The sequence below is a fragment of the Brevefilum fermentans genome, assembly GCF_900184705.1.
Classification (GTDB): Bacteria; Chloroflexota; Anaerolineae; order Anaerolineales; family Anaerolineaceae; genus Brevifilum; species Brevifilum fermentans.
The window spans coordinates 2,397,026-2,414,700 of record NZ_LT859958.1 but is presented as its reverse complement, the minus strand read 5'-3'; the positions used below and the strand labels follow the sequence as shown (position 1 = coordinate 2,414,700).

The following is a 17,675-nucleotide window of genomic DNA, read 5'->3' as shown; positions in this document are numbered from 1 at the left end:
GAAATTTATGAATTGGTCTGAAAAACGAATTTGTGTGACCGGTGGGGCGGGTTTTTTAGGGACGCATTTGATCAAGGAGCTGCGGACGCGCGGTGCAACGGATATTTTTATCCCCAAAATTGAGGATTATGACCTCGTTGACCCGGCTGCCATCAATCGTATGCTGGCGGATTCAAACCCGGATGTGATCATTCACCTGGCGGCACATGTGGGCGGCATCGGCGCCAACCGGGAACATCCAGCAGAGTTCTTCTATGACAACCTGATGATGGGCGTCCAATTGATGCACCAGGCATACTTAAGCGGCGTTGAAAAATTCGTTGCCATTGGCACGGTGTGTGCCTACCCAAAATTTACCCCAGTGCCCTTTAAGGAAGATGATTTATGGGACGGTTATCCTGAGGAGACCAATGCCCCTTACGGATTGGCGAAGAAAATGTTGCTGGTTCAGTCACAGGCATACCGTGAACAATACGGGTTCAATAGCATTTTCTTGCTGCCGGTCAACCTGTATGGACCGGGCGATAATTTTGACCCGCGCAGTTCGCATGTGATCCCAGCTTTGATCCGCAAATGCATTGAAGCCCGGGAAAGCGGCTCTGATCACATCGTGGTCTGGGGTGATGGCTCACCGACCCGAGAGTTTATTTATGTCAAAGATGCTGCTCGCGGAATTGCACTGGCGACGGAGTGTTATAATGAATCCCTGCCCGTTAATCTTGGGTCCGGGTTTGAGATCAGCATCAAAGACCTGGCTGAGAAAATTGCCAGGATGACGGGTTTTGAGGGTGATTTGGTGTGGGATACCAGCAAACCCAACGGTCAACCACGACGGGCATTAGATACCAGCCGCGCTCGAGAAAAATTTGGGTTTGAAGCACAAACAGATTTTGACGAAGGTTTACAGCAGACGATTGATTGGTATCTCAAAACATCGGAAGTAATTCATTAGGCTGATGGAAAACACTCAACTACAAAAGAATCACACCCCGGTCACCTACCTGAAACCATCGAAGGGTTGGCTTTCGATTGACTTAAAGGAATTGTGGCGTTACCGTGAATTGGTCTATTTCCTCACCTGGCGAGATATCAAGGTGCGCTATAAACAAGCCGTATTGGGGATTGCCTGGGCGGTCCTGCAGCCGGTGCTGACCGTGTTGATCTTCACAGTGGTGTTCGGCATTTTGTTGAAAACACCTTCCCAGGATCTTCCCTACCCATTGTTTACGATCTCAGCTTTGCTGCCCTGGCAATTATTTGCCAATGCCTTGCAGCGGTCCAGTATCAGCCTGGTTGGCAATGCGAACTTGCTCACCAAGATCTACTTCCCCCGATTGGCGATCCCCTTATCGGCTGTGATGGCTGCCCTGGTCGATTTTGGCGTTTCTTTTTTTGTATTGATTGGGATGATGGCGTATTATCGCTACATGCCCGGGTGGAATATGCTGTGGCTGCCTGTGATTATCCTGTTTGCGCTTCTAACCGCCCTGGCTGTGGGTTTGTGGCTTTCAGCCATCAATGTGCAATATCGTGATGTTCAACACATGGTGCCCTTCATCGTGCAGGTGTGGATGTATGCATCACCGATTGTTTACCCCATTGATATCATCCCGGAGGGGATCTGGCGAGTTCTGTACGGTTTGAACCCGATGGTCGGTGTGATCCAGAGCTATCGCTGGGCTTTGTTGGGAGGGGACCAGCCTGATGCGACGATGTGGATCTCGGTACTGGTGGTGATCATCTTGCTGGTGAGCGGATTATTCTATTTTCGGCGGATGGAAAAGACCTTCGCCGATATTGTTTAGAGGTTTATGTCAGAAATAGCCATTCGCGTTGAGAATATCGCCAAACAATACCGTATTGGGCTCCTGCAAGAGCGACCCGACACGCTGCGAGATTTGGTGACGAGCAATGTACAGCGGGCTGGTCGCTGGTTCAAGCGTGGGGACGGGTCACGTTCTGAGGGGCCTTCACACATTTGGGCGTTGAAGGACATCTCTTTCGAGGTGGAACGTGGCCAGGTGTTGGGGATTGTGGGCAGGAACGGTGCAGGGAAAAGCACCTTGTTAAAAATACTGTCCAGGGTCACTGATCCGACGTTGGGATACGGTGAAATCCATGGGCGGGTTGGCTCTCTACTGGAGGTCGGGACGGGTTTTCATCCGGAACTTTCCGGTCGTGAGAACATTTACCTTAACGGAGCCATCCTGGGCATGCGCCGCGAAGAAATTGATCGAAAATTTGATGAAATTGTCGCTTTTTCGGAAGTTGGCAAGTTCATTGATACACCGGTCAAGCGCTTCTCGAGCGGCATGTATTTGCGTCTGGCTTTTGCTGTGGCAGCTCATCTTGAACCGGAGATCCTGGTTGTTGACGAGGTCCTCGCGGTGGGTGATGCTGAATTCCAGCGCAAGTGCCTGGGCAAGATGAGCGATGTTGCCCAGGAAGGGCGTACGGTGTTGTTTGTGAGCCATAATATGTCTGCTATTCTGCGGTTGACGCAGGAGACGATTGTTCTTGACCAGGGCAAGATGGTGATGCGAGCGCCTACACCGGATGCGGTGGATTATTACCTGAATATGGGGCTCACAAAACAGGGCGAGCGCACCTGGTCTGATGAGGATTTTTTCAATCACAAAGGGCCTTTCATCCCGATTGCGCTGCGGGTATTAAATTTGGCGAAACAGGTGGTTGACACGGTTATCGCGGCAGAAGGCTTTTCAATTGAAGTTGAATACCAGCTAAGCGAGGATATTAGCGGTTTGCGGGTGGGGATCTATATGATGACCACCCGCGGTGAAATTGTCTTCACCAGCTTTGATACCGATGCAGAGCACATGTTTGAAAAACACACCTCTCGCGCCTCGGGACGCTATATCAGCCGCTGTGAAGTCCCACCGGATTTGATGAATGAGGGTCGCTATGTGCTGGGGGTCAATGCCAGTTCTTACCGTATTCAACGTTATTTTCAGGATGATAAAGCGCTCACCTTCACCGTGGATGCCACCGGCGCGCCGGGGATGCAGTGGCCTGAACCTCGCCTCGGACTGGTACGGCCGAAACTGGACTGGTCGATTGGGAAGGTCGGACGCTAAATGATGAATCGACACACTGTCAAGAGAATACTGGCGCAGTTGCCTTGTGCTGTTGAACTCTACTGGCACTTGATTCAGCGCCATAAGCTGTGGCAGGCGCATTTTAACCTGGACCTGTTAACGGATGTGCTCTCTGAAGCAACACAACAGGCTGAGGAAGCTCGCCGGCAGCGAAAGCTGGGTAAAAAAGTGTTTATTTTTGCCTCGCTGCATTACTGGATTGAATACGCAGCCCTGTTGGGCGTTGCGCTGGCCGGTCGTGGACATCAGGTCACCCTGTCTTTTTTACCCTACGCCAGTTGGGACGAGCCGATCGAGAAATTTGACCTGCGCCGCCAAAATCTCTACGCGCGCGATGTGCTCCGAGAAGCGGGTTCGGTGCTGCAGGTGCAGTCGCTGCTGGATGTTAAGCCGTTCTCGCGGCAACTACCGTTGGAAATAAAACAAGCAGTAGAACAGGTGAGTATTTTTGATACCCAATATGCGTTACAGATGGAAGACATCACCCAAAAAGAGCCGCTTTTTCAACTGCGATACGAACGTAATCTGGACGCTGCGCTGAATGCGCGCGCCTGGTTGATGGCGCATCAGCCCGATGTGGTCATTCTCCCCAACGGCACCATCCAGGAGATGGGTGTGGTTTACCAGGTTGCACGGCATCTGAACCTGAAAACAGTGACCTTTGAATTCAGCGAACAGCGCGAGCGCATCTGGCTGGCTCAGGATTCCGAGATCATGCGGCATAACACGGATGGGCTTTGGGCAGCGAGGGGGCAGGAACCCCTGGACGAGAAGCAATTAAATCAACTGCAAGACCTGTATTCAGCACGGGTGGATTCGAAAATCTGGCAGAACTTTACGCGTCAATGGCAGGAGACCGCCACCCAGGGCGGCGCGGCTGTGAAGGCAGCGCTCAACCTGGATGACCGACCGGTCATACTGTTGGCGGCTAATGTGCTTGGCGATAGTTTAACCCTGGGAAGGCAGGTGTTCAGCCAATCCATGACGGAGTGGGTTGAACGCACCTTGCGCTATTTTATCGATCGTGACGATGTTCAACTCATTATACGTATGCACCCTGGCGAACTGCTGATAAAAGGAACATCCCTTGCGACCATCATTAAATCGATCATGGGCGAACTCCCGGCGCATTTTCACCTGGTTGAAGCGCAGGCGAAGATCAACACCTATGATCTTTTGGAGATCACTCACCTGGGGCTGGTGTATTCCACCACGGTCGGGATGGAGATGGCCATGCGTGGCATCCCGGTGATTATTGCCGGGCAAACCCATTACCGGGGTCGAGGTTTCACCAACGACCCGACTTCCTGGGAGGATTACTTTGCGCTGCTGGATGAGAAATTGGCTGATTTGCAATCTGCGCAATTGACCCAGGATCAGGTTGATCTGGCATGGCGCTATGCTTACCTGTTCTTTTTCAACTTTCCGAAGCCTTTTCCCTGGCATCTTCTTGACCTGAAAGATGATCTTCGCGCCCGACCGATGGCTTATGTTTTAAGCGCTGAAGGTGATCAAAAATACGGACCAACCTTTGATGCCCTGACCGGTACGCCCCTGATCTGGTAATTGCGCCAACAATGTGAGCCGAACGAAATCTTTAGAAAGCCGGTTATTACACCCTAAATGAGCGAAAATAATATCAAACAGTCTGTTCGAGAATTTTATGACCGGGTTGGCTGGCAGTTCATCGGTGAGACCCTGTACCAGAATGCCCAGTATGAGGACTTACGTCCGGTTTCACAGGAGTACCTGCACCGCTGCCACATGCGGGTAAAACGTCATCTGGCACATGAAGGAACCTATTACCTGGATGCGGGCTCCGGTCCGGTCCAGTACCCGGAATACTTGCTCTATTCCGAAGGTTACCGGGCGAGGGTTTGTATGGACATCTCGATTGTGGGCCTTAAAGAGGCGCGCGCACGCCTGGGCGAGCATGGTTTTTTTGTGGTTGGGGACATTGTCCATTTACCGTTTAAATCGGATACCTTTGATGGTATTTCTGCGCTGCACACGATCCATCATGTGCCCATGGACGAAAAGGGAAAGGCTTTCGACTCGCTGTATCGTGTGCTTAAACCAGGGCGGAAGGCAGTGGTGGTGGATGGATGGACGCATGCTCCCTTGTTGAAGCCCCTGAAAAAACTTATGGCTTTTGTCAAGCGTTTAAGGTCCTGGCGAGATAAAAGAGCAGGTCAGAAAGACGCAAGCATAAGCGACCGCGGCGATATGCCAGGCGCCGAATCTAAAGAGACCGAAAGCCAAGTTTCACCTCCTCAGGCCGGGACCTTTGTGGAGAAATTTGATGTCGACGGTTTGATCAATTTGTTGGATGATCGAATGCCATTTGAAATCCTGGTTTGGCGGAGTGTCAGTGTGGCCTTTTTGCGATCTGTGATTTACCCGGACTGGGGCGGCAAGTTCTGGTTGAGGGTGATTTACTGGTTAGAGGAGCGCTTCCCCCGGCTATTGGGCCGCATTGGGCAATACCCGCTAATTGTCATTCACAAACCGGATGGGGCAACGCCTAAAAATCCATCTGAAGTATAATTTTTAGCAAAACTTCCAGGAGATCATAATGGATTGGACCAAACAACATATACTGGTGACCGGTGCGACGGGGTCCTTCGGCAGGAAATTTGTTGAAGTCATGATGAATGAATATCACCCGGCCCGTTTGATCATCTACAGCCGGGATGAACTCAAACAGCACGAGATGCAAACCGCTGGCTTCGTGCATCCGAATTTGCGTTATTTTATCGGCGATGTGCGCGACCGGGAACGAATGCGACGCGCCTTCAATGGCGTTGACCTGGTCGTACACGCGGCAGCGCTCAAACAGGTGCCGGCTTGCGAATATAACCCGATGGAAGCCGTTAAAACGAATATTCTGGGTAGCAGCAACGTCGTGGATGCTGCCCTCGATGCAGGGGTTAAGAAGGTTCTGGCGCTCAGCACAGATAAGGCGGTCAATCCGATCAATCTATATGGCGCCACCAAATTGGCAGCCGAGAAATTATTAATCCAGAGCAACGCTTATGCAGGTGGAAAAGCGACGCGCTTCAGTTGTGTGCGTTATGGCAATGTTGTCGGCTCACGGGGCAGTGTGGTGCCGCTCTTCATTCAGCAGCGGGAAAAGGGCGAAATTACCCTTACGGATGAGCGCATGACCCGCTTTTGGATCTCTCTTGAGCAGGGCGTGCGGTTTGTGATCAACTGCATTGAAAACATGCAGGGTGGTGAGGTCTTTGTCCCTAAAATTCCCAGTATGAAAATGATAGACTTGGCAAAGGCGCTTGCCCCGGAGGCACAAATCCGTACCATCGGCATCCGACCGGGCGAAAAACTGCACGAGGTGCTGATTTCAGAGGATGAAGCCCGCACAACTATTGAGCTGGCGGATATGTACGTTGTTCAACCACAAGCCGCCTTATGGTTTGGCTATGATTGGTCTAAAAAAGGATCCCCGCTGCCGGAAGGCTTCCACTACGCCTCGGACAACAACACCGAATGGCTTTCTGTGGAGGAAATTCAGGCAATGGTAAGCGCCTTCGAAAATGAAACCAACCACGGAGGCTTTTAAAATGCGTTTATTGGTGACTGGCGCCAGTGGGCTTCTGGGCTTGAATCTGAGCCTGGTTGCGGCTGCCCGCGGTCATCATGTGGTCGGACTTACGCATCAACATGGTCTGAGCGGCGTGCCTTTTGATGCCCATTCAGTGAACCTGCTGGAGACCAAGGACGCGCTCCTCGCGATTGAAACAACCCGACCCGAAGCTATCATCCATTGTGCGGCTATTGCCGATCTGAATCTGGCGGAAGGCAACCCTGAACTTGCGCGCCAGATGAACCGAGATCTGCCCGCTGAACTGGCTGACGCTGCCGCGCGTTGGGGCATCCCGCTGATCCACATCTCGACGGATGCCGTTTTTGATGGTCTCAGCGGCGGCTATGCCGAGGATGCACCGACCAACCCGCTGAGTGTCTATGCTCGGACGAAACTGGAAGGCGAAGCTGCGGTCTGTGGAGCATACCCGGGGGCGATCATTGCCCGGGTGGTGTTCTTTGGCTGGAGCATGTCCGGTCAGCGCAGCCTGGCAGAATTTTTCTTCAACAATCTGCGTGCTGGACAACGGGTCAAGGGCTTTACGGATACGCTCTTCTGTCCACTGTACACAGAAGATCTGGCGGAAGCCCTTTTAGAGATGCTGGCGGCAGGACTATCTGGCCTCTACCATGTGGTCAGCCCAGAACACCTGAGCAAATACGAGTTTGGCATGCGTATCGCTGAACGTTTTGGATTTAACGCCGAGTTGATCGAACCCATTCGCATGCTCGAGATGGCACGCGGTGCGCCGCGGGCGTTAAACCTGACCTTGAAACCGGATAAAGTCCAGGCTGCCCTTGGTCACCCGCTGCCTTCGGTATCAGCCGGGATTGAGAGATTGTATCAGCGCTGGCAGGAAGGCTATCCAGATACACTGCAGGCGTACACATCTCGATAAGTTCAAGATAACTAATTACGGGATAGGAGCTACAATGGACCTGAAAATTGCTGATCGCCTGATTGGCGATGCGCACCCCACCTATTTTGTTGCCGATATTGCTGCTAACCATGATGGCAGCCTGGAGCGTGCCATGCTGCTCATTCGCCTGGCGAAGGAAGCCGGAGCGGATGCCGCCAAATTCCAGAACTTCCAGGCGCCGAAGATCGTATCGGATTATGGTTTCTCCCACATGGATGCCCAGGTTTCTCACCAGGCCACGTGGAAAAAGTCGGTTTCGGAAGTGTATGCGGAGGCTTCAATTCCCTTTGAGTGGACGCCGGTGCTGAAAGAGACCTGTGATGAGGTGGGGATCCATTATTTCTCCTCACCCTATGACTTTGAAGCCACAGATATGCTGGATGATTATGTGCCGGCTTACAAGATCGGCTCGGGCGATATCACCTGGATTGAAGCGGTTGAACGCATCGCCAGCAAAGGTAAGCCGGTGCTGCTGGCAACCGGTGCATCGAATATCGGCGATGTTCAGCGAGCGGTGCACGCCATTTTGGAGATCAACCCGCAGCTGGTTTTGATGCAATGCAATACCAATTACACCGCCGAAGACGGCAACTTTGACAACATTCATTTGAACGTCCTCAAAACCTATCGGACGATGTTCCCTGATGTGGTTTTAGGTCTGTCGGATCATACCCATGGGTATGCGACGGTGCTGGGGGCGGTTGCCCTGGGGGCACGAGTGATTGAAAAACACTTCACCGATGATAATGATCGTGTCGGTCCGGATCATCCCTTTGCCATGAACCCTGTATCCTGGGCAGAGATGGTCAGGGCAACCCGTCAACTGGAAAGAGCGATGGGTTCCGGTGATAAGTTTGTGGCTGCCAATGAACAGGAGACGGTCATCATTCAGCGGCGTTGTTTGCGAGCCTCTCGAGAAATTGAACCGGGCGAGGTGATCACCCGGGAGATGATCGATGTCCTTCGTCCTGCCACACCGGGAGCGATTTTGCCCTATGAAATCAACGCGGTCATTGGGTTAACTGCTCTGGTGCGGATTCCAGGCGGTCAGGCGCTGTACTGGACCCAATTTGGCGAGTCGTAACCGTATTTTGACTGCGTGTTGCCGGAGAATCGAGGCCTGATGCGGGTTCTTTATTTCACAGCACAGGATAGCCCCCATGACCGGCGATTTTTATCCGCGCTGGCTGAGACTTCACTCGAGGTATTCAGCTTGCGCATGCATGCCTGTACACCTGATACCCCCATGAAGATTACAGAACTGACCTGGAGGGAGGGACAGCCGGATTGGTCACATTGGAAAGGGTGGCAGGCAGGCGTTCATCAACTGCGGGGCATCCTGATGGATTTGCGACCAGACCTGATCCATGCCGGCCCAATCCAGGGTCCAGCCCTGGCAGCAGCACTGGCTGAATTTACACCGCTGGTGAGCATGTCCTGGGCGTTTGACCTGCTGCGGAATGCAGGGCGCAGTCCCTGGATGCGCAGAGTTACTCAGTGTGTCCTGGATCGCAGCGCAGTTCTGGTCGCAGACTGCCAGACAGTTGCTGACCGGGTAGCCGGTTACAGGTTCCCGCGCCAGCGGATGGCTCTTCTGCCCTGGGGTGTCGATTTGGGTCATTTTTCGCCAGAGCGAGCAAGAGAAGTCGGGCAGGCACTCAAACATGACCTGGGCTGGCAGGAACAGTTTGTCCTTTTTTGCAACCGTACCTGGTCTGTGCCCTATGGTGTGGATGACCTGGCGCGAGCTTTTTTGATTGTCCATCGAAGCCGCCCTGATCTACGCCTGTTGCTCGCAGGAGATGGACCGCAGTCAGAACGAATTCGGGACGTTTTAGCCCCTGCAGGTGATGCGGTATGCTTTCCTGGCTGGATCACCCACGAGGAATTGCCTGCTTATTATGGGGCTGGCGACCTGTTTATCAGCCCTTCGCACTGTGATGGCTCATCGGTATCCCTGCTGGAGGCGCTGGCTTGCGGACGACCGGTCTTAGTTTCTGACATCCCCAGCAATTGCGAATGGGTCAAGCCCGGTGAGGTGGGTGATCTGTTCAGTGATGGCGATATCAATGCATTAGCCAATCAAATTCTGAAGCTGGTTGATGATTCAAACCTGGCTGATTATGGCAGGCGTGCCAGACTGCTGGCGGAGGAACGTGCAGATTGGAGAATTAACTTTCCCAAACTATTGAGTGCCTACCAATTATCGCAGGGGTAACCCCTTTTCCTCGGCTGATGTGATCTTTTTCAAACGGTAGCAGAACAGGTCAAAATGCGATAGAATGCAGTGGCGTTTATTAACGGTGAAAAAAGATCATTATTGGTACAACCGCTTATGAAAAAACAACCTTTTCTTTTTATTGCAGTCATACTGATTCTGGCCAGCCTGGCCTGCAACCTTCCCTTTCGGAAATCAGCAAATCATCTACCCGACTACGTGCCCCCGGAAGGCTTTTGGGAAGAGAGCCGAGTAATTGATCATGACATGATTACCCTGTGGGTTCCTAAATCGTATTATGTAGCCAGTTCTGTTACCGAACTGACTGACCTTGTTGATAGTCTTGGCGTGGTGCTAGTTGGCCTGGACAACCTGACCGGTTACGCCGAGGCTAATATTCTCATGTGGGGCTATGACGAGGGCAGCACTGCCGTTGTTCCAACCAGTTTTGTGGTGATTAAGAATAAAGACTTCGCTTTCATGCCCCTGAACTTGCTTTCGACCCTGGCGGGCACATTGTTGGGAAATGATGTTGAAATTCTGCAGGAAAGCCGACTGTCGATTGGTGGGCGTGATACCCTGCGCTGGATCACCCTCACCAAGCAAGGTGGGTTGGAACTGACCCAGGCGGTGTACGTATTTAAAGATTCGGGGGTGATTTACCTGATTGGGTTCAATGCCGATCAGCAGGAAGTATCTGCTCAGTTGGACAATTACGATGCCATTGTGGCTTCCCTGCGTATTGAGGATTTGGAGTAAATTCACTGCATATGCCTGCCAGAGATTCCTCAGTTGTAGCCATTATCCAGGCCCGGATGGGTTCCAGCCGGCTGCCGGGCAAAGTTCTTAAGGAAGTTTGTGGAAAGCCAATGCTCGTTCGCCAGGTGACCCGGGTGCGGCGCGCAAGCACCATCGGACAGGTGGTTGTAGCTACTACGTCTGACCCGGAGGATAACTGCATCGCCGAGATGTGCCGGAAATTTGGCATCCCCTATTTTCGCGGCAGCCCCCTCGATGTGCTCGACCGCTATTATCGAACAGCGGGTCTGTTTGGCGCTGAAACGATCGTGCGGCTAACCGGGGATTGTCCCGTGATTGACCCCCGTCTAATCGATCGGACTGTACACAGTTTTTTTGAACACAAGGCAGATTTTGCTGCCAACCGCTTGCCACCGCCATTCAAGCGCACCACGCCCATCGGTATGGATACCGAGGTGGTGAGTTTTGACAACCTGGCGCGCGCCTGGTGTGAGGCTGAGCAAAAACACGAGCGGGAGCATGTGATGCCCTATTTCTACCAGCAGGAAGGGCGGTTTAAAGTCGTTTTGCTTGACCACGAACCCGACTTAAGCCATTATCGCCTGACGGTGGATACTCCTGAGGATCTGGCTTTGATTCAGCAGATTTACGAGCATTTTGAGTGTACCGACGAATTTTCACTGGATGAAATCATTTCCCTGCTGGAGCAACGTCCCGACCTGGCAGCCTTGAATGCCGAAGTGGTTCAAAAAGATTTTCTGGATAAAGATACACGTTTTCAATGATGCCTGGCAGAACCCGGAGACACCAACTGAGAATCGGGGTTGATCGTGGGGAACTGCGGCTCAAACCGGTTAGCCGAAAGGTGTCTTTTGCTGCTGAGGACGCGATTGTAAACGATCTGATAATTGTGGAGGCTTAGACCGGTTGCAGAATGATATAATCGAATTTAAACCGGTTTAGCGAGCTGTTTATGACTTGTTTGGTATGTGGATCTGACCAATATGATCTTTTTACTCAGGTGGAATCCTTTGGCTTTCCACTGGAGTATTTCCAATGTACAGATTGCGGGTTGATTTATCAATCTCCACAAGCCAGCCAGGCGTCAGATCCGGCTTTTTATGCAGAAACATACCGCGAAATTTACCAATCTTCAGAAGAGCCAACAGTAAAAGACCTGTGGGTACAGGAACATCGGGCGCTATCCCTGATTAAAATATTGCACACACTGCGGATCGATCCGCCGGGGCGTATTTTAGATATTGGCGCCTCAACCGGCACCCTGCTGGAAGCGTTTAAAGACGCCTTCAGCAGCACTGTGGTCGGGGTTGAACCGGGAGAGGCTTACCGGCGGTATGCTCAGGGTCGGGGGATTAACATGTATGCGGCGCTTGACGAGCTGTTAGCGGACAACCCGCCCAGGTTTGACCTGGTCAGCCTGGTGCATGTTTTGGAACACCTGCCAGACCCGGTGGGGATGTTGAGCACAATCCGCAGAGAGCTTCTTAATGAAAGCGGCATCCTCTTGCTGGAGGTGCCCAATTTTTATGCTCATGACAGTTTTGAGCTGGCACACCTGGCCTGTTATACCCCGCACAGCCTGCAGGCGGTTTTACAGCAGGCTGGCTATCATGTATTCTTTTTTCATCGCCACGGCTTTCCGCGCTCCTCGCTGTTGAACCTTTACCTGACCGCACTGGCACAACCCTTACCCGCTGACGTACCTCAGCCACAACCTACTCGTGAGCGGATGGTGCGTTTAAAGCGGCGGGCAGGGATGTTGTATCGACAGGCAGTTCAGAAGCTTTTCCCTCGCCAGGCCTGGTTGCCCCTCCCAAATGATGAGGCTGATTGAACGATGCCGCTGTTAACCCTGTTTACCGCCCCCAAACCCTTTACTGACCCGCATATCAGGATGATTCAGGACAATATGCTGCGCAACTGGCAGGCGCTGGGCGATGAGGTCGAGGTGGTTGTGATCGGAGATGAGCCCGGGATTGCCGAGCACTGCCAGGAATTGGGTTTGATGCATCTCACGGGTGTACGCTGCAACGAGTTAGGAACACCGTTGATCAGTTCGATTTTTGCCCTCGCGCGGGAGGTGAGTGAATCCCCTTTCCTGGTCTATGCCAATGCCGACATTCTGTTCTTGCCGGACTTACTGGATGCTGTGCGGCGACTTTCAGGCGTAAAAAAACGCTTTTTGGCTGTGGGTCAGCGTTGGGATATGGATATTGATGCGCCCATGGATTTTTCAGAAGGTTGGGAACAGGAATTGCTGGCGCGCATTCGGGATGAGGGTGTTTTGCACACACCTACTGGCAGCGATTATTTTATTTTCCCCCGGGCGTGCTTTCAAGACATCCCGGATTTTGCGGTTGGCAGGGCGGGATGGGACAACTGGATGATTTTCCGGGCGCGTTGGAAGGGTTGGCCGGTAGTTGACCTTTCAGAGGTGGTGACCGTCGTGCATCAGAACCATGATTATCGCCACCTGCCGGGCGGGCTGAAACATTATTACCAACCGGAGACTGGCGTCAATGTGCGGCTGGGAGGTGGACGGCGCACAATTTTCACACTTCATGATGTCACACATGTGCTGAACGCAGATAGGCTGCAACGAAAACGCCTGGATTGGAGCGGTTTCTGGCGTGAAGTGGAGATTTTTCCCCTTATTCGTCTACATTCGCGCGTTTTGGGCTGGCTATTCTTTGCGCTGTTTCACCCGATAAAAGGCTACGGTGAGCTGCGGGGTTGGTTGGCAGAAAAACTTAAACATCGCAATGTGAACTGAAGATGATCAATGAACAGAGAGTAATAAATGGCTCGTATTGGCATTAATCCTTCCCGCGGAAAAACACTGGATTTTTCACCGGCGCGCACGACAGTGGCGGTGCTGGTTTATGCGCCCTACCAGGCGGGTTATTTTCAACACCGTCTGGATGTCACTCGCATGACCATTGAAAGCATTCTGACGAATACACACGAGGCTTATGACCTGCTGGTTTTTGATAACGGAAGTTGCCCTGAGATGGTGGCATATCTTCAATCCCTGTACGAACAGGGCGCCATCGATTACCTGCTGCTTTCCAAACAGAATATCGGCAAGCTGAACGCTCTGCGGATGATTGTGGACACAGCCCCAGGAGAGATTGTGGCGTATACGGATGATGACGTCTTTCACTTGCCCGGTTGGCTGGGCGAACATCTTAAAATCATCGATACCTTTCCCAATGTGGGCGCGGTGACGGGTTTTTATATCCGTCAGCGCGTGGCAATGAGCTCGACAAGCACCATCGATTTTGTCGAAAAATCTGGCTTGATCGTTCAGCGCGGTTTGCTGATGCCCCACAAGTGGGAGGAAGAGTATATCGAAAACAGCGGTCGCACCTGGGAGGTCTACCAGGCGGAAGTGGATGGAATTGAGGACATCATTGTTGCTTATGATGGGCTTGAAGCCTGGGTTTCTGCTCATCACTTCCAGATGGTGTGTCCCAAGACTGTGCTCCAGGAAGTCCTGGCGGAGATGCTGCCCACAGGCTGGGGTGAACACGTGATGGGGCGCATGGTGGAGATGGATGACTTGATGGATGCCAAGGGGTATCTGCGGCTGTGTACCCGCCAGCAAACCATGCGCTTAATGGGAAACGCCCTTTCTGAGGAGGTGGTGGCGCTGGCTGTGCAGACGGGTCTCTCTTCGGCAGTGCGGGTTGTAAAACCTCGCGCCAGGAGTTTGATGCAGCGCCTGGCTGACGTACGCTTAATCCGTTATGCCCTACAGAAAATGGTCAATCGGCTTTACCACTGGCTGAATTGACCCGGCTGTGATCAACAAGACTTATGTTTCAAACTGGGAAGTCAACATGAAATTCTTAATTGCAGGTTTGGGCTCAATAGGCAGGCGACACCTGCGCAACCTGGTTTCCCTGGGTGAACGGGATATCCTGCTGTATCGCACGCACCGCAGCACATTGCCGGAGGATGAGCTGGCACCGTTTCCTGTTGAAACGGACCTCGAAGCAGCCCTGGCGCATCAACCGGATGCTGTGATTGTCGCCAATCCGACTGCGCTGCATTTGGATGTAGCCATCCCAGCCGCGCAAGCTGGATGCCATCTGCTGATTGAAAAGCCCATCGCACCTCAACTGGGGTTGGAGGTTGAAAGGCTGCGATCCCTGGCAGACGCCGAAAAGATCAAAACCCTGATCGGGTTTCAATTTCGTTTTCATCCGGTATTGGAGCGGGTGAAGGCGATTCTGGATGCCGGTGGCATTGGGCGCTCGCTCCACTTCCGCGCCCATTGGGGCGAGTATCTGCCGGGCTGGCATCCCTGGGAGGACTACCGCCAGGGATATTCCGCCAGGGCAGACCTGGGCGGCGGCGTGGTCAACACGCTCTGTCACCCGCTGGATTACCTGCGCTGGCTGTTTGGCGAGGTGAGGTCGGTGTTTGCCGTCACCGACCGGGTCTCTGACCTTGAGATCGACGTGGAAGACCTGGCTGAGATCACCCTGCGTTTTGAGAACGGTGTGATCGGCTCGGTTCATCTGGACTTTTTTCAACAGCCGCCGGCGCACTGGTTGGAGATCAGCGGCACTGCAGGTTTAATCCGCTGGGATAACGCCAACGGGGCAGCCCGGGTTTATGATGCCAATGATGGTCGCTGGGACGATATTCAACCGCCGGCAGATTTTGAACGGAATGCCTTATTCCTGGCGGAGATGCGCCATTTTTTAGCGGTGATTAGCGGGCAGGAAGCATCTCGGTGCAGCCTGGCAGATGGGATCAAATCTTTAGCCCTCACCACCGCCGTCCATAAAGCAGCCGTTCTGGGTGAGACGCTTGATCTGTTTCAATAGCCACTTCATTACTGAAAAAAGGAATGAAGGTAGCAAAGCCTGCAGTGTTTGCGCTGCAGTCGCTAATTGCTAACCCGAAGGTATAATACCCATCGATGATTTGTCAGTCAGAATAAGGAATGAAATTTGACGATCTTTGATAAGTTTTCATTAGAAGGACGTTCGGCGCTGGTGACGGGAGGCGCCGGATTGCTGGGCCGACAATTTACGCGCACATTGGGTGAAGCGGGGGCACGGGTTGTCATTGCAGACATCGATTTCAGCGCAGCTTACGAACATGCCCGGGAATTACGCGCCAGCCAAATCCCGGCGATTGCGATAAGGGTCGATGTAACCGATCCGGGTTCGGTTGCAGGAATGGTTGAACATACCCTCTCGGAATATGAGCGGCTGGATGTGCTGGTCAACTGTGCTGCCCTCGATCCGAAATTTGACCCGCAGCACCTGGGCGACCAATCGGCTAATGCGTTTGAAAATTATGCCCTCGAAGCCTGGAAGAGATCGCTGGAGGTCAATTTAACCGGCGTTTTTCTAAGCTGCCAGGCAGCCGTGAAGAGCATGGTGCAGCAGGGTTCGGGTGTGATCATCAACATCTCGTCAATTTATGGGTTGGTAGGTGCGGACCAGAGCATTTATCCCCAGGTTGAGGGGCGCCAGCAGTTCAAACCCGTTGATTACCCGGTCACCAAAGCCGGGATACTTGGATTGACACGTTACCTGGCAGCCTATTATGCGGGCACAGGCATTAGTGTTAATGCCCTGACGCCAGGCGGCATCTTTAATGGGCATGATGATGATTTTTTGCGCCGCTATTCTGCGAAAGCAATCTTAGGACGCATGGCAGACATCGATGAGATCAATGGAGCCATCTTGTTTCTGGCATCTGATGCATCAAGTTACATGACCGGTGCGAATTTGATCGTAGATGGAGGGTATACTGCATGGTAATGAAACCTGATATTCTGGCGATCATCCCGGCGCGCGGCGGCTCTAAGGGCATTCCGGGGAAAAACATCAAGGATTTTGCTGGCTTTCCGCTGATTGCGTATAGTATAATTGCCGGCTTGCAATCCGAGCTGGTCACCCGGGTGATTGTCTCCACGGATGATGAAAAGATCGCCGAGGTGGCGCGCCACTATGGCGCAGAAACGCCTTTTTTGCGTCCTGAATCGATTGCTCGGGATGACACTCTGGATTTGCCGGTTGCGCAGCACTGCCTGGATTGGCTGGCTGAACATGAAGGTTATCACCCTGAGATCCTGGTGTGGCTGCGGCCGACCTCGCCAATCCGGCCCCTGGACTGTGTTGACCAGGCGATCCGCCTGCTGCTGGAACACCCCCAGGCGGACAGTGTGCGCGGGGTTGTTCCCGCCGGGCAAAACCCTTTTAAAATGTGGACGCTTGATGGCGAAACTTCGATCATGATTCCCTTACTGGGAGTTGAGGGTATTCCTGAAGCCTACAACGCCCCGCGGCAAGCCCTGCCAGATGTTTACTGGCAGACCGGGCATATCGATGCATTGTGGGCAAAAACCGTTCTTGAAAAGCACTCGATGACCGGCAAAACCATCCTGCCATTGATGATTGACCCACGCTATACCGTTGACATTGATATGCCCTCCGATTGGCCTGCGGCTGAACAGCTCGTGTTGAACAATACCCGTGAACTGACAATGGTCGACCCTGCCAATCAGCGTCGGCGGTTACCTGAAGATATCCAATTGATCGTGCTTGATTTTGACGGCGTGTTAACCGACAACCGGGTGTGGGTCAATGAAGATGGACAGGAAATGGTGGCTTCCAATCGTTCAGACAGCCTGGGGCTTGAAATCCTGCGCAGGTTGACGGGCATTGATGTGATGGTTCTCTCCAAAGAGACCAACCCGGTAGTGGAAGCGCGCTGCAATAAATTAAAATTGCCAATGCTGCAAGCTGTGCAGGACAAAGTCAGTGCCATTCGTGGCATTATCGCCGATAAAAAGCTCAACCACTCACAGGTTGTGTTTATGGGCAATGATATTAATGATCTGCCGGTATTTCCCGAGGTGGCTTTTGCGGCTGTGCCTGTCGATGCGCATCCTGCTGTCATCAGGCAAGCCGATCGGGTACTTTCTGCCCCCGGTGGAAGAGGCGCTGTGAGGGAGTTATGCGATTTGATCATGGATCATCTGGGTGTCAGGTCTTCTTGACGTGACACCGA

Annotated in this window: 17 protein-coding genes; all 17 read left to right on the top strand. The window is 52.7% G+C overall.

Annotated features, from left to right (window positions below; all coding sequences use genetic code 11):
• The first annotated feature begins 7 nt into the window (after window positions 1-7).
• The 17 genes from CFX1CAM_RS10585 (at window position 8) to CFX1CAM_RS10505 (ending at window position 17,664) form a co-directional block, all read left to right on the top strand.
• Window positions 8-952 carry a GDP-L-fucose synthase family protein gene (locus tag CFX1CAM_RS10585; RefSeq protein ID WP_231940987.1) on the top strand — a complete coding sequence of 315 codons (945 nt, stop codon included), beginning with the start codon at window positions 8-10 and terminating at the stop codon, window positions 950-952.
• 4 nt (window positions 953-956) lie between these two features.
• Window positions 957-1,805, top strand: a complete 849-nt coding sequence (locus CFX1CAM_RS10580; protein WP_087862998.1) for an ABC transporter permease — start codon at window positions 957-959, stop codon at window positions 1,803-1,805.
• A gap of 6 nt (window positions 1,806-1,811) precedes the next feature.
• A complete protein-coding gene (locus CFX1CAM_RS10575; RefSeq protein ID WP_087862997.1) occupies window positions 1,812-3,095 on the top strand; it encodes an ABC transporter ATP-binding protein in 1,284 nt (427 codons plus the stop codon).
• Window positions 3,096-4,682, top strand: a complete 1,587-nt coding sequence (locus tag CFX1CAM_RS10570) for a capsular polysaccharide export protein, LipB/KpsS family (protein WP_087862996.1) — start codon at window positions 3,096-3,098, stop codon at window positions 4,680-4,682.
• Between the two features lie 57 nt (window positions 4,683-4,739).
• Window positions 4,740-5,663: a class I SAM-dependent methyltransferase gene (locus CFX1CAM_RS10565; protein ID WP_087862995.1), complete on the top strand. Its 924-nt coding sequence runs from the start codon at window positions 4,740-4,742 to the stop codon at window positions 5,661-5,663.
• A gap of 28 nt (window positions 5,664-5,691) precedes the next feature.
• Complete coding sequence (pseB, locus tag CFX1CAM_RS10560) at window positions 5,692-6,696, top strand: UDP-N-acetylglucosamine 4,6-dehydratase (inverting) (RefSeq protein WP_087862994.1); 1,005 nt, start codon at window positions 5,692-5,694, stop codon at window positions 6,694-6,696.
• Between the two features lies 1 nt (window position 6,697).
• Window positions 6,698-7,618: an SDR family oxidoreductase gene (locus CFX1CAM_RS10555; RefSeq protein WP_157891861.1), complete on the top strand. Its 921-nt coding sequence runs from the start codon at window positions 6,698-6,700 to the stop codon at window positions 7,616-7,618.
• A 34-nt stretch (window positions 7,619-7,652) separates the two neighbouring features.
• Entirely contained in the window at window positions 7,653-8,723 is a 1,071-nt protein-coding gene (locus CFX1CAM_RS10550; protein WP_087862992.1) for an N-acetylneuraminate synthase family protein, read from the top strand.
• A 39-nt stretch (window positions 8,724-8,762) separates the two neighbouring features.
• Complete coding sequence (locus CFX1CAM_RS10545; protein WP_087862991.1) at window positions 8,763-9,857, top strand: glycosyltransferase; 1,095 nt, start codon at window positions 8,763-8,765, stop codon at window positions 9,855-9,857.
• 117 nt (window positions 9,858-9,974) lie between these two features.
• Window positions 9,975-10,616, top strand: coding sequence for a hypothetical protein (locus CFX1CAM_RS10540; RefSeq protein WP_087862990.1), 642 nt, complete (start codon window positions 9,975-9,977; stop codon window positions 10,614-10,616).
• A gap of 11 nt (window positions 10,617-10,627) precedes the next feature.
• Complete coding sequence (locus CFX1CAM_RS10535; protein WP_087862989.1) at window positions 10,628-11,401, top strand: cytidylyltransferase domain-containing protein; 774 nt, start codon at window positions 10,628-10,630, stop codon at window positions 11,399-11,401.
• A gap of 188 nt (window positions 11,402-11,589) precedes the next feature.
• Window positions 11,590-12,471 carry a class I SAM-dependent methyltransferase gene (locus CFX1CAM_RS10530; RefSeq protein ID WP_087862988.1) on the top strand — a complete coding sequence of 294 codons (882 nt, stop codon included), beginning with the start codon at window positions 11,590-11,592 and terminating at the stop codon, window positions 12,469-12,471.
• A 3-nt stretch (window positions 12,472-12,474) separates the two neighbouring features.
• On the top strand, window positions 12,475-13,410 hold the full coding sequence (locus CFX1CAM_RS10525; RefSeq protein WP_087862986.1) for a hypothetical protein: 936 nt from the start codon (window positions 12,475-12,477) through the stop codon (window positions 13,408-13,410).
• A gap of 27 nt (window positions 13,411-13,437) precedes the next feature.
• Complete coding sequence (locus CFX1CAM_RS10520) at window positions 13,438-14,433, top strand: glycosyltransferase family A protein (protein WP_087862985.1); 996 nt, start codon at window positions 13,438-13,440, stop codon at window positions 14,431-14,433.
• A 46-nt stretch (window positions 14,434-14,479) separates the two neighbouring features.
• Window positions 14,480-15,475, top strand: a complete 996-nt coding sequence (locus tag CFX1CAM_RS10515; protein WP_087862984.1) for a Gfo/Idh/MocA family protein — start codon at window positions 14,480-14,482, stop codon at window positions 15,473-15,475.
• Between the two features lie 126 nt (window positions 15,476-15,601).
• Window positions 15,602-16,423 (top strand): SDR family oxidoreductase, encoded by an 822-nt coding sequence (locus tag CFX1CAM_RS10510; protein WP_087862983.1) that lies wholly within the window; start codon window positions 15,602-15,604, stop codon window positions 16,421-16,423.
• Complete coding sequence (locus tag CFX1CAM_RS10505; protein WP_197687135.1) at window positions 16,417-17,664, top strand: acylneuraminate cytidylyltransferase; 1,248 nt, start codon at window positions 16,417-16,419, stop codon at window positions 17,662-17,664. The genes CFX1CAM_RS10510 and CFX1CAM_RS10505 overlap by 7 nt, the downstream gene beginning before the upstream one ends.
• The last annotated feature ends 11 nt before the right edge of the window (window positions 17,665-17,675 follow it).

Bases quoted from the DNA above. Each gene is read 5' to 3' on its own strand.
- CFX1CAM_RS10535 (WP_087862989.1), top strand. From the start codon at position 10,628: ATGCCTGCCAGAGATTCCTCAGTTGTAGCCATTATCCAGGCCCGGATG.
- CFX1CAM_RS10545 (WP_087862991.1), top strand. From the start codon at position 8,763: ATGCGGGTTCTTTATTTCACAGCACAGGATAGCCCCCATGACCGGCGA.
- CFX1CAM_RS10555 (WP_157891861.1), top strand. From the start codon at position 6,698: ATGCGTTTATTGGTGACTGGCGCCAGTGGGCTTCTGGGCTTGAATCTG.
- CFX1CAM_RS10580 (WP_087862998.1), top strand. From the start codon at position 957: ATGGAAAACACTCAACTACAAAAGAATCACACCCCGGTCACCTACCTG.
- CFX1CAM_RS10585 (WP_231940987.1), top strand. From the start codon at position 8: ATGAATTGGTCTGAAAAACGAATTTGTGTGACCGGTGGGGCGGGTTTT.
- CFX1CAM_RS10530 (WP_087862988.1), top strand. From the start codon at position 11,590: ATGACTTGTTTGGTATGTGGATCTGACCAATATGATCTTTTTACTCAG.
- CFX1CAM_RS10570 (WP_087862996.1), top strand. From the start codon at position 3,096: ATGATGAATCGACACACTGTCAAGAGAATACTGGCGCAGTTGCCTTGT.
- CFX1CAM_RS10525 (WP_087862986.1), top strand. From the start codon at position 12,475: ATGCCGCTGTTAACCCTGTTTACCGCCCCCAAACCCTTTACTGACCCG.
- CFX1CAM_RS10550 (WP_087862992.1), top strand. From the start codon at position 7,653: ATGGACCTGAAAATTGCTGATCGCCTGATTGGCGATGCGCACCCCACC.
- CFX1CAM_RS10520 (WP_087862985.1), top strand. From the start codon at position 13,438: ATGGCTCGTATTGGCATTAATCCTTCCCGCGGAAAAACACTGGATTTT.
- CFX1CAM_RS10565 (WP_087862995.1), top strand. From the start codon at position 4,740: ATGAGCGAAAATAATATCAAACAGTCTGTTCGAGAATTTTATGACCGG.
- CFX1CAM_RS10505 (WP_197687135.1), top strand. From the start codon at position 16,417: ATGGTAATGAAACCTGATATTCTGGCGATCATCCCGGCGCGCGGCGGC.
- pseB (WP_087862994.1), top strand. From the start codon at position 5,692: ATGGATTGGACCAAACAACATATACTGGTGACCGGTGCGACGGGGTCC.
- CFX1CAM_RS10540 (WP_087862990.1), top strand. From the start codon at position 9,975: ATGAAAAAACAACCTTTTCTTTTTATTGCAGTCATACTGATTCTGGCC.
- CFX1CAM_RS10575 (WP_087862997.1), top strand. From the start codon at position 1,812: ATGTCAGAAATAGCCATTCGCGTTGAGAATATCGCCAAACAATACCGT.
- CFX1CAM_RS10515 (WP_087862984.1), top strand. From the start codon at position 14,480: ATGAAATTCTTAATTGCAGGTTTGGGCTCAATAGGCAGGCGACACCTG.